The organism is Neobacillus citreus, from assembly GCF_018343545.2.
GTDB classification, from domain to species: domain Bacteria; phylum Bacillota; class Bacilli; order Bacillales; family Cytobacillaceae; genus Neobacillus; species Neobacillus citreus.
The window spans coordinates 1-15,533 of the sequence record NZ_JAGYPE020000025.1 but is presented as its reverse complement, the minus strand read 5'-3'; the positions used below and the strand labels follow the sequence as shown (position 1 = coordinate 15,533).

The window sequence follows — 15,533 nt, the reverse complement described above, 5'->3', positions numbered from 1 at the left end:
TAAAAAGAGAGGTGAAGCGAACATGAAGATATTGGTCATCTGGCGCTTGCTCACTGTAGGAGGAGTAAATGCCGGTTGGCGAAATCGAGCCATTTATTTTAAAAAACATGGAATTGAAACCGAATTTCTCTATACGACGGACCACGGCGGCCTTCATATTATGCAGGATGTGGCTAAAGTTTATTTAACGAAGGACGACAATGAGATTATTAACATTATCAAAGAAAATGGATATGATGCCATCATCGTAGTCGACACCGGTGCTGCCTACAAGTGGATTCGAAAAGCGAAATACGAAGGTCCTATATTAATAGAGGCCAGAACCCCCGAGCTTATCAAATTGATGCCGCATTTGAAAACCTTCAAAGGAATCGAGCCTAAACTAATCATTGTTCCTTCCCACTATCAGAAAAGGCTTGTTTCCATTCTTACAGAGGATATTCCTATTCACGTTATATACAACGGAGTCGATACGTCCTTTTTTCGGGCACTGCCTGTGGAGGAAATCGATTTTGCAAGCCTGCCTCTTAACCAGCTTGGTAAAAAAATTGTCGGCTGGATAGGCCGGACTGACAGGCGGAAGAATTGGCCGATGCTATTGGAGGTAGCCAAGAAAATAAAACATGAACGCGATGATATAGAATTCTGGCTCATTGGCGGTGCACAAAGCGTCCAGCGGGAAGAATTTGCTGCCGCCTGGAAGGACGGGGAACTAACTGACATTGTGAAATGGTTTCCAGTTATTCCGTACCAGCAGATGCCGCATGTCTATGCCAAAATTCGCGAATCGGGTGGCTGCACCCTAGCGACAACCAAGTCGGAATCGTTTGGGAATACTTTTATTGAATCGATGGTGTGCGGGGTTCCTGTTGTGGCTTCGAACATCATGCCAATTAACGAACTGGTGGTAAATGGTGAGACAGGCTTGCTTTATCGGGGCCAAAACGTCGACGATGCAGTCAAGCAAATCTATGAGATTGTAGACAATCCCGACATGCATCGAAATATGTCGGAAGCTGCAGTTCGTCGGGTGGAAGAAAATTTTGCCATTCAAGTGGTCGCCGATCAATACGTTCATTTATTAAAATCATTCATTCAATTGGAGAGGAACGGAGATGGGGAGGTGGAGGCGACTTGATTAAACCTGTTTCGTATCAGAAAAAATTACAAGGAAAATCGAATGCTCATTTAATCACGTTTGATGATGGCAGGGAGTATGTGGTGAAATTTTTTCAGCAAGGTTTTGAAAGATCACTGCCCAATGAATGGGTCGCCTACTGCCTTGGGCGATATCTAGGATTGCCAATTCCATTTGGCAGAATCGTAGAAATTCCGCAGGAATTCTCGTTACAGGTACCTGAACTTGCCAAGATGGGACACACCCAATACCAATTTGCATCCTTGTATATTCCTGATTGTCTGGATGGCCACAAGGTTTCAAAAATTTCTTCTATTGAAAACCACCAGTCATTAGCAGGTATTATTGCATTTGATTATTGGTTGTTTAATCGTGATCGGACCCGTATGAATGTTCTTTTTCAAGAAGTTGCCTCAGGTGGATATAAGCTTTGGATGATCGACCAGGCAGAGGTTTTTGGTTCTTTTAATTGGACCCAGGAGGATATAGAGAATCTCCCTGCCGATATATTAAAAAGTGCCACACATGAATTGATGTCGGCCTATATCGAGGATGAAAAAATATTCTATGGGTACTTGGAAATCATTCAAACAATCCCCATATTATTAATAGAAGAAATTGTTGATCTTATCCCGGAAGAATGGGGCGTCACAAAAGACGAAAAAAAAGCAATAGTAACAACACTCGTAACAAGGCGAAAAAAAATTCTTCCTAAATTGGTCGAAAGGTTTATGAAAAGAAAATGGGTGTCAGACACCACAAAAAGACATTTTGGCAATTTGTCCACCTAAGGCGGATGAATTGTAAAATAGTCGGTATACAGTGTTTAAACCGTCATTTTTTGACGGTTATTTTTTTGTTTTTTCGTGGTTTTTGGTTGAATAGGCTGTTTTGTGATGGGAAATTATTGTGTTTATTCCTTGGGAAAGCGCATGAAGTGACATTTCTCGAGTTGTGAGGTCGGTAGAGTGATGTACAAAACGACATGACCCGACATAAAGCTTTATTCCCACTGTTTGCCTTTCTATAAATCATTTGCATTTAATCATTTAAATTGCTTTTTGTAGGTAAAATGAATATTGTGTATGTTAGACATAATCGGACAGGGGAGAATTTTATCTTGAGCAAACAAGTAATTGTTTATACCACCAACGACTGTATCGAATGCACAATGGTTAAGAAAGTCCTGACTGAAGAAGGAATTCCTTTTGAGACAAGAAATGTGGCAGAAAATCCTGAGTATCAAAAGGAAGTGGAAAAATACGGTTTTCTCGGTGTTCCTGTTACGGTAGTGAATAACCGTGCGGTAAAGGGTTTTACAAATGATCTTAAAGAATTGATGGAGCTTGCGAAAGAGAGCTAATAAGTACAAATTTCGGAAATCGAGTATTTCGGAGTTTTTAGAAGCGGGTTAAACAAAAGTATTTTTAAGTTATTTTTCTTTACAAAAAAGATTCTTAGGTTTATTCTGATGATAATTTCATATTTGATGTAACTACTAGGGGTGCCCTGTTAGCGGGCTGAGAGAAAACGGCTAGTTTTTAACCCTTCGGACCTGAACTGGATAATACCAGCGTAGGAAAGTAGACCATGTTTAATTTTTACGGTTTCTTACTTAACTTAACCAGGTCCTTTATGAGGGTCTGGTTTTTTTTATTTTTTAAAAGGAGGAGAAGGATTTGCTTAAAAACAACTTGTTTGAAACGTTGCAAAAAGTAAGAGAAGTAAAACCGCTTGTACATAATATTACGAATGTAGTGGTAACCAATTTTACTGCTAATGGACTTTTGGCTCTTGGGGCATCACCGGTAATGGCGAATGCTGCTGAGGAAGCCGGAGATATGGCACGGATCGCCAGTTCACTAGTTTTAAATATTGGCACTTTAAATTCACAAACGGTAGATTCGATGATTTTGGCAGGGAAGGCGGCCAATGAACAAGGTATTCCGGTTATTTTTGACCCGGTGGGTGCAGGGGCAACCCCTTATCGGACGGAAACAGCGCAAAGGATCATGAGGGAACTAAGAGTATCCATAATTCGAGGGAACGCCGCTGAAATTGCCAATGTCGTTGGAGAGAAATGGGAAATCAAAGGTGTCGATGCGGGAAGCACAAATGGTAATATTACCGATCTCGCTATGACTGCTGCAGAAAAATTAAACTGTATCGTCGTCATTACAGGGAAGGAAGATGTCGTTACGAATGGGAGTACCACTTATGTTGTGGCTAATGGACATCCATTGTTAACAAAAGTGACAGGTACTGGTTGTCTTTTAACCTCCGTTATTGGTGCATTTACCGGGGTGGAGAAGGATTTACTGCAGGCATCTGTTGCTGCAGTCTCGATATACGGAATAGCCGCAGAAAAGGCGGCGGAACTAACGGTGGAATCAGGCCCAGGAAGCTTTCAAATCGAATTTTTGAACCAGCTTTCGAAGGTTGCTGCAGATGACATCAATCTTTATTCTTCCATAAAAAAATTAACAGGAGGAGGGCAATAATGAATAAGGCGTTAACGATTGCAGGTTCCGATTCAGGCGGCGGGGCCGGAATTCAGGCGGACCTAAAAACATTTCAGGAGTTAGAGGTTTTTGGCATGTCCGCATTAACCGCTGTTACAGCGCAAAATACATTAGGTGTCCATGGAGTTTATCCAATGACAGCAGAAGCGGTTATCGAACAGATGAAAGCCATCGGTGAGGACATGGGGACCGATGCGGTGAAAACGGGTATGTTATTTAATGCGGAAATTATTGAAGCTGTATCTGTTAATCTTACAAAATATCATTGGGATAATGTTGTTGTCGATCCTGTAATGATCGCAAAAGGCGGGGCTTCCTTGCTTAAGATGGAAGCAATTTCTGCGATGCAGAAATTTTTAATGCCGCTTGCCAAAGTGGTTACCCCGAATATTCCAGAGGCTGAGGTCCTAACCGGGATGTCTATACGTACAGCAGAAGATAAGCAGGAGGCAGCAAAAAAATTACATGCCTTAGGGGTGCAAAACGTTGTGCTGAAAGGCGGCCATGATGAAAACCCTTCAGAATCAACAGATCTCCTCTTCGATGGAAAAGAATTCTATACTTTTACGAGTAAGCGAATTCCGACTAAGAACACACACGGCACTGGCTGCACTTTTTCAGCAGCTATTACTGCTGAACTGGCTAGGGGAGCAGATGTATATCAAGCGGTCATCAAGGCGAAGGATTTTATTCAGGCTGCAATTGAAGATGGGATTGCGATTGGACAGGGACATGGGCCGACAAACCATGGGGCTTACCGGAAAAGAATCATGGAGATGGTCCAATCATGATAAACTTACGGGAAGCCTTGAAAGTATATTTTATTATGGGAACAGCCAATTGCAGGAAGGACCCGGTTGAGGTATTGAAAGAAGCCATCGCCGGAGGAATTACCTTTTTTCAATTTCGGGAAAAAGGCGAAGGGGCTTTAATTGGGGAAGAAAAATATGCTCTTGCGAAAAAACTGCAAAGCCTATGCAAAGAACACAGAATTCCGTTTATCGTTAATGATGATCTTGAACTGGCAATCGCGCTTGACGCAGATGGGGTTCATATTGGTCAGGAGGATGAACCGGCTGAAACAGTCAGAAATCAAATTGGCGATAATAAAATTCTTGGTGTATCCGTTCATACGCCGGAGGAGGCCGAAGCAGCACTTAGCGCTGGTGCCGATTATTTCGGAATTGGACCGGTTTATCCAACAAAAACGAAGGCCGATGCAAAGCCATCAAGAGGGACTGCCCTGATCGAGGAACTGCGAAGCCAAGGAATTGCTGTACCGATTGTTGGAATTGGCGGGATTACAAGTGAAAATGCGGCAACTGTCGTGGAAGCCGGAGCGGATGGCGTTTCAGTTATTACTGCCATCAGCCTTGCCGATTCACCGCACTTAGCTGCAAAGGCTTTGCGAAAAAGTGTAGGGGAGTGAAGAGGTCATGAAAAAAACGTATAAGCTTACGTTAACTGCCATGATGATTGCGATGGGGACTCTTTCAAGTAATTTGGTCGTGATTCCGATTGGCTTTACAAAGGTTTTTCCAATGCAGCATTTTTTAAACGTTCTTTCCGCTGTTCTGTTGGGCCCTTATTATGCCGTGGCCCAGGCCTTTTGTGTTTCCCTGCTTCGGAATATGATGGGCACAGGTTCGCTTTTTGCGTTTCCTGGAAGCATGGTCGGGGCATTTCTAGCCGGACTATTATTTTGGAAAACTAGAAAAATCTACTTTGCTGTTATAGGAGAAGTTATTGGGACGGGAATTCTTGGAGCATTGCTTTCCTATCCTATTGCAACCCTAATCCTCGGGCAGAAAGCAACTCTATTCGGGTTTATCCCATTATTTATTTTCAGTTCCTTTGCGGGAGCACTGCTTGGATTTGTGATTTTAACGATTTTCTTAAGGAAGAAAGTGCGGCTTGGCGAGAAAAATATCACAGTAACTAAATAGAACCTTCACTGGGGGAAGCCTAAAAGGCTTGAGATGGGCACAGCTCCGAACCCTTTGAACCTGAACTGGATGATTCCAGCGGAGGGAAGTGGAACGATCAGAACCCACTCTTACCCTTGCTATAAAGAGTGGGTGTTATTTTTTTAAAACCTAGAATGAATTTAGGAGGCTTTAGGAATGGTTGGTCTGGAAAATTTAATAGAAACGATCGGACAAGAAGTGGAAGCTAGGGAAGCCGAACTGCTTAAACTTTTGAGCGACCTAATTGCGTTTCCGACTGAAAGTCCTCCGGCCCGGAATACAACGGGAATCCAGGAGTTTCTTAAAAGCTATTTAGGAGACATGGGATTTCATACCGATATGTGGGAAGTATATCCTGGGGATTCGAATGTGGTTGGAATTTTAAAGGGTGAATCCTCTGAGCAATATAGCAGCTTAATTGTCAATGGACATGTGGATGTTGCTGAGGTTGGCGACGAGAAGGAATGGGGGGCGGACCCGTTTTCTGCCAGAATCAAGGATTCTTATATATATGGACGCGGTGTTGCCGACATGAAAGGCGGTATTGCCGCATCCCTCATTGCTATAAAACTTTTAAAAGAGCTTGGGGTTCCGCTTAAAGGAGATTTGCAATTTCAGTCTGTTATCGGAGAAGAAGTTGGCGAGGCAGGAACGCTTGCTTGTTTGGAAAGGGGCTATTCTGCTGACTATGCAGTGGTAGTTGACACAAGCGATTTACATATTCAAGGGCAGGGCGGCGTCATAACCGGCTGGATAACGATTCAAAGCAAAGAAACCTATCATGATGGGATGAGGAGAAGGCTGATTCATGCCGGCGGGGGCATCAATGGTGCCAGTGCGATTGAAAAAATGACGAAAATCATCGAAGGCCTTCAAGACCTTGAACGCCACTGGGCTGTGACAAAAAGTTACGAAGGTTTTCCACCAGGTATGAATACAATTAATCCTGCTGTAATCGAGGGCGGAAGGCATGCTGCGTTTGTTGCCGACCGCTGCGCCTTGTGGGTTACCTTTCATTTCTACCCAAATGAAGATTACGAAGAGATTATAAAGGAGATTGAGCAACATATTGGTGCAGTGGCAGCTGCGGATCCATGGCTTCGTGACAATCCACCGGAATTTGTTTGGGGCGGTAAATCCATGATAATCGATCGTGGTGAAATATTTCCTTCCTTGGAGCTTGATGTGGACCATTCAGGAACCCGAATGCTGGCAAGCTCCTTTGAAAAAACGCTTATGAAAAAGCCTGTACTGGATATGTCAACGACGGTAACAGATGCAGGCTGGCTTGGCCGTGCAGGAATTCCGACAGTTATTTTTGGGCCGGGAAAACTAGAGGATGCCCATGCTGTTAATGAGAAGGTCGAGATTCGGCAATTGTTAGACTTTACAAAAGTGTTAGCTCAATTTATTGCTGTCTGGTGCAACACACTAAAGGAGGAGTAAAGCCAATGAAATTTTCTGATCGGCTTTTTGAAAAAGTTAATGGAATTTGGGAGAAAACACATGAGCATCCATTCGTAGTCGGGTTGGGACGTGGCGATCTTCCGGTCGAATCTTTTATCCGCTATATGAAGCAGGACTATGTGTTTCTTATTGACTATTCAAAGTTGTTTGCGTTTGGAACGGTGAAGGCGAGAGATGTTGAGACCATGGCAGCTTTTGCAAAGCTTTTAGATGAAACCTTACATGGTGAAATGGACCTGCACCGCGAGTATGCGAAACGGTTTGGAATTACGGAACAGGATCTTGAAGGCACCGAACCTACTCCGATTAATTTAGCTTACACCCGCTACATGTTAAATGTGGCTCAAAATGGTTCTTTGGAGGAATTAATATCAAGTCTGCTGCCATGTATGTGGAGCTATTGGGAAATCGGTAAAATGCTAGCAGAAAACTATCAAAACTCTAGCGATCATCTATTATACGGCGACTGGGTGAAAATGTACTCTTCTGATGAATTCGGGTCGCTGGCTCTCTGGCTAATCGATTTGTTAGATAAATTAACGGAAGGAAAACCAGAGCGAGAATTGGCGGTTTTAGAAGAGCATTTTCTCACCACATCCAGGTTTGAGTATATGTTCTGGGACATGGTCTATGAGGGAGGAGATTGGCCTGTCTAATTCAAATATGTTACACATCGAAGATTTAACATATACGTTTGATAGGGATATGCAGCCGATTTTTCAACAGCTTTCGCTCGATTTAAAGGCGGGGGAGTTTGTTTCCCTTATTGGCCCAAGCGGGTCAGGGAAAAGTACACTTTTTAAATTAATTACCGGACTGCTTAAACCGGGCCAGGGAAAAATACAAATTGCTGGGAATCTATCCTCAGGCAGACTAGGAAAAGTTGGCTATATGCCGCAAAAAGATTTACTGCTGCCTTGGCGGACGGTAATGGAAAACGTGCTGTTGCCCTCAGAAATCGCGAAAGAGGACAAGCGGGAAAAGGCACACGAAATCCGTGCTTGGTTATCCCGTTTTGGCCTTAAGGAATATGAGAATGCTTATCCAGATGAATTATCAGGGGGAATGAAACAGCGTGTCGCCTTTTTACGGACCATTATGACAGGCAGGGAACTTTTATTGTTGGATGAACCGTTTGGGGCGCTGGATTCGTTAACGAAACGAACCATGCATAGCTGGTTATTGGGGCTATGGGGTGAGCTTAAAAAGACCGTCCTGTTCATCACACATGATCTCGAGGAGGCAATTTTATTAAGCGATAGAATTCTTCTCCTTCAAAATAGAGGAGTCTTGGAATACAAGGTCAACCTGCCAAGACCACGAAATTCAGAATCTATTTATCAACCAGAGTTTATTTCGATGCGTAAAGAATTGGAGCGGCTGATACAACATGAGGAGTAAATGGAAAAGATGGGCCGGAGAATACGGTTTGTTTTTGCTGACGGCCATTTGTTTAATCAATATTTGGCAGTGGGTAGTTGAAGCTGGAATGGTGCCGTCATTTATATTGCCTGCACCTACGGCAATCGGCGAGTCACTTGTGAATAATCGTGAGATTCTTTTGGGCGAGCATTTACCAGCGACATTCTTAGAGGTTTTGATTGGCTTTGGAATTTCGCTTATAGGAGGGCTGCTATTAGGCGTTAGTATGCATTTTTCTAAGATATTAGAAAAAGTGCTTTATCCTTTTCTAATCATCTCGCAAACGATCCCGATGATTGCCATTTCGCCGATTTTTATCATGTGGTTCGGCTACACGATATGGAGCAAGGTTGCTGTGACAATATTGGTAGCCTTTTTCCCAATCGTTGTGAGTACTTATGACGGGTTGAAGGCGGGCGGAAGCGAATATCGTGAATTACTGTTAACAATGGGGGCCGGACGCTGGACAATTTTTAAAAAGGTGCAGGTTCCGATGGCCTTGCCATCCATCATGTCCGGTTTGAAGATGGCGGTGGTTTATTGTGTCGTCGGCGCCACTATCGGAGAGTGGCTGGGGGCAAGTGAAGGGCTGGGCTATTTTAGCCGGAGGATGTCTTCAAATCTCCAGTCAGATTCGGTCTTTGCAGCTATTTTTCTGCTTTCTTTAATGGGAATTGTATTGTTTTTGTTTATAAGCTTACTAGAAAAAAAGTTAATAAAAAATAAGATTCGTTAATTTGCTGAAAGGAAGTTATTATTGTGAAAAAAAGTTTATTGGTTATGGTGAGTTTGCTGCTTCTGTTGGTTAGCGCATGCGGGAAGGCAGGGGCCGATAAGTCCCCCGCTAAAGAGGAGGGCCTCCAGAAAGTCAGCTTGATGCTTGACTGGTATCCGAATGCCGTTCACTCGTTTCTTTTTGCAGCACAGGAAAAGGGCTATTTCAAAAAACAAGGACTGGATGTCGACATTCAAATGCCTGCAGACACGAACGATCCTTTAAAACTTGTGGCCGCTGGTAAATTTGACATGGCGATCAGTTACCAGCCGCAGGTATTAGTAGCACGTGGAGAGGATATTCCTGTCCGGTCATTCGCTGCTCTCGTTAGACATCCGCTTAACCAATTAATGGTTGCAGCCGATAGCCCGATTCAATCACCGAAGGATTTGGCTGGACGGACCATCGGCTATCCATCGATTCCCTTAGATGAGGCGATAATTCAAACGATGGTAAAGGCAGATGGCGGAGATGCTGGAAAGATAAAAATGGTCGATGTCGGCTGGGACTTGATTCCGGCGATGGCTACGAAAAAAACCGATGCCTTGATTGGCGGCTATATCAATCATGAGAAATTATTGCTTGATAAAGAGGGACACCCAATGCGTACGTTAAATCCAGCAGATTATGGTGTACCAGACTATTATGAATTGGTGCTGGTAGGAAGTGAAAAAGGGTTAAAGGAAAAACCTGAAGTATTTAAGAAGTTTATGGCTGCCATAAGAGATGGACAAAAATATGTTGCGGACCATCCGGAAGAGGGGCTGTCCATTCTATTAAAGCATGAAGACAAATCATCGCCACTGGAAAAGGACATCGAGACGAAGAGCCTCGAAATTCTGCTGCCGTTGATGGATGCAGGAGATAAGCCGTTCGGCTACCAGGATTCTGTAGTCTGGGAACATGCTGCTAAATGGCTAAAGGATACCAAAATCATCAATAAAGATATCAAACCAGAAGATGCCTATATTAACTTTTAATAAATAATAATCTTGATGTCATGGTCAGGCACCGTAAGTGGACAAATGTCCACGCGCGGTGCCTGAAACCATTACTGATATGTTAGAAAATATGAATAATTTGGGCGAGAGATCATGTTCATCAGGTAGGCTGAGTGGTTGGGGCTGGGTTTTCGTTTTTTGTTTAGGAAGTCTATAATGACTTTGGCGTTTCGGATACCGATTCCGTGGCCATAGTATTGATCGCCGCCAAAATAGATGACATTTTCCGCTCTCCAATGAGGTTCCTTTGGACTGAAATCTGGATTGTTGAAATGAAGAGCATCTCCTGGTAAATAATCATCACCGAATTTTTGGTAGATTGGCAAATCCTCATCAAATTGCCAGTCCATTAAATATAGGCGTTCAAACAGCAAATCAAACCGCGTTCTGCCAATTGAATAAAGGGTAGCAATATATAAAACAATGGCTATAGCAGTGGAACACTCAAAAGCATACAGCTTTCCGTTTTTTAAGATGTCTAGAATAGCAGTCGAAGGACTTGCTCCTGGCTTCAGTAGGAACCCTCCGTTGCCGAGCCGGTCCCAATATTTTTTATTGCAGATTGCATAGGTAAAGGTTGTAAATATTGCGCCGCTCTTGTTCAGTTCACGGGCAGCTCTCATCGTATTGGACCGAAAAGTCAGTTCGAATTTAAGCTGCTCCACGGTTTGATACGAATAAACCTCTTCATAAGCAGTCATTTGTTTTATTATTTTACGCTGCTCTTGGTTGGTGATTTGTTTATAAAGCTCCTCTGCCTTAACAACCTGATTATTGATACGAATCATATTTTCCCCCCCGAAATCAGATATCAGCCTACCTTTACATTATGAATAATCCTTAGTTGTGACACTTAAAATAAATTCTTCACTGCCTAGTTTGAAAAACAAAAAGTTGGGATAAAAACCCCAACTTTTTAAGAGCAATTTCTATATTATGCGTCCGTCTCAGGGGGACATTGTCATCAAGAGGTGCCTGACACCTTCGTACGGATTAAAACCTTCATTGAGATACCTTCATTGACACTTTCAAGGATTTCATGTACATGAGCAGAAAGACGAGGGCGCTCATGAATCTAAATACGGTGCTGATGTTGAGGGCGGTGATGATTCCGCCGATTTCGAGCAGGCAGATGCCGATTTGCGGTGCGATGAAGGCGACGAAGGAGAGGAGAACGTTGTAGGTTGTAATGCAATAGGTTCTCTTTTCCTTCGGTGATTGCTCAAGCAATAGGTTAAACAACAGCAGCACGGTCCCTGATACAAAGAATCCCGAAGTCATGCTGACAAACGTTAAATAATAAAGGTTCGTAGATAGAGCATTTAAGAAAGGCGCAGTAGCCATTCCAGCTGCCACCCACACGAGCATTAATGTATTGGATTTTTGATCCGCCCATTTTTTCCAGAGCGGATAGGAAAATATTTGTACTAGCTGATTCGCAACAGAGAAAATACTAATCCACAGAATCGTGGCATGAGCATATTTTACGTTATAAATATTGAATAGACCCCAAGCCATTTGCCAAGTGAAATTAAAACAAAGGGCAGCGATCAGAAACCATTTATAGCCCCGGTCCTTAAAAATTGACCAATCCATCGAAGAATTCTTCGGTTCCTTCACCTGTTTTGACTTTATCGTTTCCTTATGCTTCATTAAGAAAACAACTTCCAGTACACCAAAGGTAAAGGCCATAAAAAATAAGGTCTGGTATGCAGCCGCGTTATCTGTTTCTTTCTTCATGACAATCCCGATAATCAGTGTTGTTACCATTCCTACCAACGTTAAAAGCCGGTTACGGTCGCTGAAAAATGTACCTCTTCGTTCTTCGGAAATCATCCCGCTGATTAATGTCTGCCAGCCTACGTTTGAAATGGTACCGGGAACATTCATTAAGGCAATAATCAATAAAAATGTCCATGCCTGCATGGATGACTGCAAATAAACCACACCAATGAGCAATAAAAACAATACCCTTGCCCAGAGAACGGACAAGGCAACGGTTTTCTTTTGCTCTTCCAACCGATTTAAGATAACAGCAGCAGGAATGGTCATAATGAGGGCGACAAGCGGCGGCAGAGAACTGATTAATCCGACCTGATAATTGCTCGCCCCGAGGATGGAAATAGCAAAGATAGGAAAATAATTGCTTGCCAAGTTTGTCGCAACTGTCGACACCATTCCATGATATATGCTGATTTTTTCATTATAAGTACGCATCTGTCTCCACCGTTCATCTTTAAATATACAAAGCTATTATACATCCAAAAATCTTCGTTGCACTAAGTATTTTTCAAAAAATAAACCCATCATCACTGTAGCTGTTTTTAGGCCAGTCAAGAAGAACATGCTATAATAAAATACAAATTAATAATGGAAGGATGTGCAATATTTGGCAGCACAGCAGTCTCAATTGACGAAAAAGAAGTTAACCCAATACATACCGCCAATGGGAGAATATGAGAGCTTTCAAAGCGAAGAGGATTTTAAAGGGAAGTTGAAGGAATGGGGGTTGTCAGCAGCAAAAAAAGAATTTTGGTATAAGGACAGAGGATTTCAATGCCTGGTAAGCATAAAAGGCTATGAAATGTACGGAAATCAAAACTACACCCTTGTAATAGAATTTTCAGATGGAAACCTTAGCTGTATTCACCCGGCTTATTTAAAGGAAATGCAGCAGGCAAGTTTCGGGAAGGAAAGTATGCTTACGCTGGAGGATCGGGATGTGAAGGTAGAGGAAGTAGATACCGCAGTTAGTCAGGAGGAATCTGCAAAAATCGACCTGGAAAGTAAAGCAGAAAGAAAGGGAATCAACTCCCAAGCCGAGCCGGCCAAACCGGCAAAAGTGAAGGAGGCTAAACCTAAAAAGGAAAAGGCGCCTAAAATAGAGCTGCCTGCAGATAAAGTGCATTTTACAGCCACTGTGAAGCAATTCGCCCTGACCTACAACGCGTTTAACGAGGAAAACGATGAAGTCGTTGTCCTTGAAAATGTCCGAATCGTCCAGGAAAATCCTCTCGATCTAGGGCTTGCCTGGTGCAGCCACAGCAAAACATTGAAAAAGTTTGAGCTTGCCCCTGGGGATATGCTCGAATTCGATGGGAAGGTGGCCGCAAAAAAACTTGCAAAAGGGAAGGACGCGGCGGAGGAGTTCACTGTCGAAGTGCCCGTGTTATATAAAATTAATAATCCTTCAAAAATAACGAAACAATAAAAACAGGGACCTTTCTTGGTCCCCCAGGCTGTCAAGAAACTATCGACAGCCTTTTATTTTACTCATATTCTTTAATGATTAACCGCGTTAATTTGATATTATATTATTAATATCAGTCTTTTCAACAAGTCTGTTGATTGGCGCTCCAGGCACTTCGCTTTCCGCGGGCGTGCCGGGGAGCCTCCTGATATGAACGAAACTGTCAAGGGCTCCCACACTAAACTAGGTTTTGGTCCATTTTTGACCAACTCTAAGAAGAGAAGCTATTTCTCACTTCTTCGCTTATTTGGTTAGATAGTTAGCCGTTCTGGCTAGAGTAGCTCCTTCTTTAGCTTACTGACCACTTCTCACCTCTTTGAATGGCTGTCAAGTGCTTTCCTTGACTGCCATTCAAAGAGGTGAGACACTTTTTTAAGCTAAAGATGGAATAATCGTACCTCCCTCATGTTTTTTGGAATAGATGTTAAGGACACGGCACGAAGGCAAAAATCTCTACTGCGGTTAACGCTCTGATATTCGTGGGTTCTCACATTTTATCTTTCCGTATAAAGGACATATCCACTAACTCGTGACGTGCGTTAATCTAAATAGATATAGCACAGAGGAGGCACGTGGGTTTTCCTTCCCGATTTTTCTCTTTGCCTTCGAGCCCTATTCTCATCCATCTATTTTCTTTCTAATGTACTGATCGTCATTTGAGAAAACGTACTTATTTAAGCTTTTGGTACTACTTCGTCTAATTCCTGCGTAATTGCCCAGATAAAACCTGCTAGCTCTCTTGCCACTGCCGTAATGGCTTTACCACTTTCTTTGCCTCTTGATAATAATCGAAAATATTTCTTATGAAGTCGGTTTTGTGCTTTCCAAGATATTGCTTGAATGGTTGGCGATTGTCCATTTTGTCTCTTTTGTAATTCACCTTTGACGGAAGGTTTATATCTATAACTCCAAGCCGATTCCACTAGTAGACGCCTCACATGACGATTCCCTGTTTTAGTGATCTTTCCTTGTCTTCTACTTTCACCACTAGAATATTCACTAGGTACTAATCCCACATACGCCATAAACTGTCTAGGAGTGGAAAATCGTTTAAAAGAACCTATTTCTGCCGCAATGCTAGTCGCTGTAATCAGTGCTACTCCTCTTAATGCTTGTAAAGCTTGGATGGTTGGGGCATGAGCACCTTCCGTTGCTTGTATTCTGATTTCTTCTTCTAGTCTTAAGATTCGTTGTTGTATCTCTTTAATTTGATGATAATACTCTTGAAATACCACTTGTAGTTTAGAGTTTTCAAACTTTACCGTGTCCAACCATCTATAATATCTGACTGTCCATTTTTTTCCCTTTGATGGTGGTTGGATATCATAACGGAGTAAAAATTTACTTAACCGGTGTTTAGCTCTTAATTCGTCTTCTTTTGCATCTTCTCGACATCGAACAAGATCACGTAAAGCTTCATCCTCTGGAGTAGGAACGTAAACAGAAGTTAATTCCCCGGCTCGATATAATTGAGCTAGTCGAACAGAATCTCTGCGATCCGTTTTAATACGTTCACCAGGTCTTTGAGGAATTAAAGATGGTGCTATCACAGTACAGTGAATATTTAGCGCAAGGAGTAACCTATACAATGGATATCCAGTAGGGCCTGCTTCGTAACACACTCGTAAGTTCTCGCTGCTTCCTATCTTTTTCATCAATTTCGTAACTGCTTCTGGTGTATTCGAAATCATGCCCCAGTATCTAGGCTCATCTCTTCCTTCATCAGCAATCGCGACAGCTATTTTTTCTTTTGATACGTCTAAACCTACGTATTTTATGGTATCCTTCATAATAACTAGCTCCTTTCGTAATGTAGCTCTGATTTGGTTTGGATTTCCAGTAAACATTCTAACCAAATTAACCTACGTATTTACGAATAGGAGCTAGTTTCGTTCATGATAACTCGTCGCTAAAGCTCCTGCGGGGTCTCCCCTGCCCCGTACTCCCGCAGGAGTCTTCGTGCCTTCCGCGCCAATCAACAGGTGTATTCA

Annotated in this window: 16 protein-coding genes and 2 riboswitches; of the genes, 13 read left to right on the top strand and 3 right to left on the bottom strand. The window is 42.6% G+C overall.

Going from position 1 to position 15,533, the window contains the following annotated elements; translation table 11 throughout:
- The first annotated feature begins 22 nt into the window (after positions 1–22).
- The 12 genes from KHB02_RS14715 (at position 23) to KHB02_RS14660 (ending at position 10,271) form a co-directional block, all read left to right on the top strand.
- Complete coding sequence (locus KHB02_RS14715; RefSeq protein ID WP_213140260.1) at positions 23–1,138, top strand: glycosyltransferase family 4 protein; 1,116 nt, start codon at positions 23–25, stop codon at positions 1,136–1,138.
- Positions 1,135–1,929: a HipA family kinase gene (locus tag KHB02_RS14710; protein ID WP_213140259.1), complete on the top strand. Its 795-nt coding sequence runs from the start codon at positions 1,135–1,137 to the stop codon at positions 1,927–1,929. Before KHB02_RS14715 ends, KHB02_RS14710 begins: the two co-directional genes overlap by 4 nt.
- A 329-nt stretch (positions 1,930–2,258) precedes the next feature.
- On the top strand, positions 2,259–2,501 hold the full coding sequence (locus KHB02_RS14705) for a glutaredoxin family protein (RefSeq protein WP_213140258.1): 243 nt from the start codon (positions 2,259–2,261) through the stop codon (positions 2,499–2,501).
- Between the two features lie 127 nt (positions 2,502–2,628).
- Positions 2,629–2,737, top strand: a riboswitch (TPP riboswitch).
- A gap of 80 nt (positions 2,738–2,817) precedes the next feature.
- Positions 2,818–3,639: a hydroxyethylthiazole kinase gene (gene thiM / locus KHB02_RS14700; protein ID WP_213140257.1), complete on the top strand. Its 822-nt coding sequence runs from the start codon at positions 2,818–2,820 to the stop codon at positions 3,637–3,639.
- Positions 3,639–4,451, top strand: coding sequence for a bifunctional hydroxymethylpyrimidine kinase/phosphomethylpyrimidine kinase (gene thiD / locus KHB02_RS14695; RefSeq protein ID WP_213140256.1), 813 nt, complete (start codon positions 3,639–3,641; stop codon positions 4,449–4,451). Before thiM ends, thiD begins: the two co-directional genes overlap by 1 nt.
- Positions 4,448–5,089 (top strand): thiamine phosphate synthase, encoded by a 642-nt coding sequence (thiE, locus tag KHB02_RS14690; RefSeq protein ID WP_213140255.1) that lies wholly within the window; start codon positions 4,448–4,450, stop codon positions 5,087–5,089. The genes thiD and thiE overlap by 4 nt, the downstream gene beginning before the upstream one ends.
- Positions 5,090–5,096: 7 nt before the next feature.
- Entirely contained in the window at positions 5,097–5,606 is a 510-nt protein-coding gene (gene thiW, locus KHB02_RS14685) for an energy coupling factor transporter S component ThiW (protein WP_213140254.1), read from the top strand.
- Positions 5,607–5,710, top strand: a riboswitch (TPP riboswitch).
- A 73-nt stretch (positions 5,711–5,783) separates the two neighbouring features.
- Positions 5,784–7,073 (top strand): acetylornithine deacetylase, encoded by a 1,290-nt coding sequence (locus tag KHB02_RS14680; protein WP_277398261.1) that lies wholly within the window; start codon positions 5,784–5,786, stop codon positions 7,071–7,073.
- 5 nt (positions 7,074–7,078) lie between these two features.
- Positions 7,079–7,750, top strand: coding sequence for a thiaminase II (gene tenA / locus KHB02_RS14675; protein WP_213140253.1), 672 nt, complete (start codon positions 7,079–7,081; stop codon positions 7,748–7,750).
- On the top strand, positions 7,725–8,495 hold the full coding sequence (locus KHB02_RS14670) for an ABC transporter ATP-binding protein (RefSeq protein WP_241113870.1): 771 nt from the start codon (positions 7,725–7,727) through the stop codon (positions 8,493–8,495). Before tenA ends, KHB02_RS14670 begins: the two co-directional genes overlap by 26 nt.
- On the top strand, positions 8,485–9,252 hold the full coding sequence (locus KHB02_RS14665) for an ABC transporter permease (RefSeq protein WP_213140252.1): 768 nt from the start codon (positions 8,485–8,487) through the stop codon (positions 9,250–9,252). The genes KHB02_RS14670 and KHB02_RS14665 overlap by 11 nt, the downstream gene beginning before the upstream one ends.
- A 23-nt stretch (positions 9,253–9,275) precedes the next feature.
- On the top strand, positions 9,276–10,271 hold the full coding sequence (locus KHB02_RS14660) for an ABC transporter substrate-binding protein (RefSeq protein ID WP_241113869.1): 996 nt from the start codon (positions 9,276–9,278) through the stop codon (positions 10,269–10,271).
- Between the two features lie 71 nt (positions 10,272–10,342).
- On the opposite strand, the gene KHB02_RS14655 is transcribed toward KHB02_RS14660, so the two are convergent.
- Together KHB02_RS14655 and KHB02_RS14650 are read right to left on the bottom strand one after the other, a co-directional pair.
- Positions 10,343–11,080: a protein-glutamine gamma-glutamyltransferase gene (locus KHB02_RS14655; RefSeq protein WP_213140251.1), complete on the bottom strand. Its 738-nt coding sequence runs from the start codon at positions 11,078–11,080 to the stop codon at positions 10,343–10,345.
- Positions 11,081–11,294: 214 nt separating this feature from the next.
- Positions 11,295–12,509: an MFS transporter gene (locus KHB02_RS14650; RefSeq protein ID WP_213140250.1), complete on the bottom strand. Its 1,215-nt coding sequence runs from the start codon at positions 12,507–12,509 to the stop codon at positions 11,295–11,297.
- A 172-nt stretch (positions 12,510–12,681) separates the two neighbouring features.
- Here KHB02_RS14650 and KHB02_RS14645 point away from each other — a divergent pair, with 172 nt between their 5' ends.
- The gene (locus KHB02_RS14645; RefSeq protein WP_241113868.1) at positions 12,682–13,503 is read left to right on the top strand and encodes a hypothetical protein; all 822 of its coding nucleotides are present in this window, start codon (positions 12,682–12,684) and stop codon (positions 13,501–13,503) included.
- 713 nt (positions 13,504–14,216) lie between these two features.
- Here KHB02_RS14645 and KHB02_RS14640 read toward each other — a convergent pair.
- Positions 14,217–15,332, bottom strand: coding sequence for an IS110 family RNA-guided transposase (locus KHB02_RS14640; RefSeq protein WP_213140249.1), 1,116 nt, complete (start codon positions 15,330–15,332; stop codon positions 14,217–14,219).
- Positions 15,333–15,533: the final 201 nt, after the last annotated feature.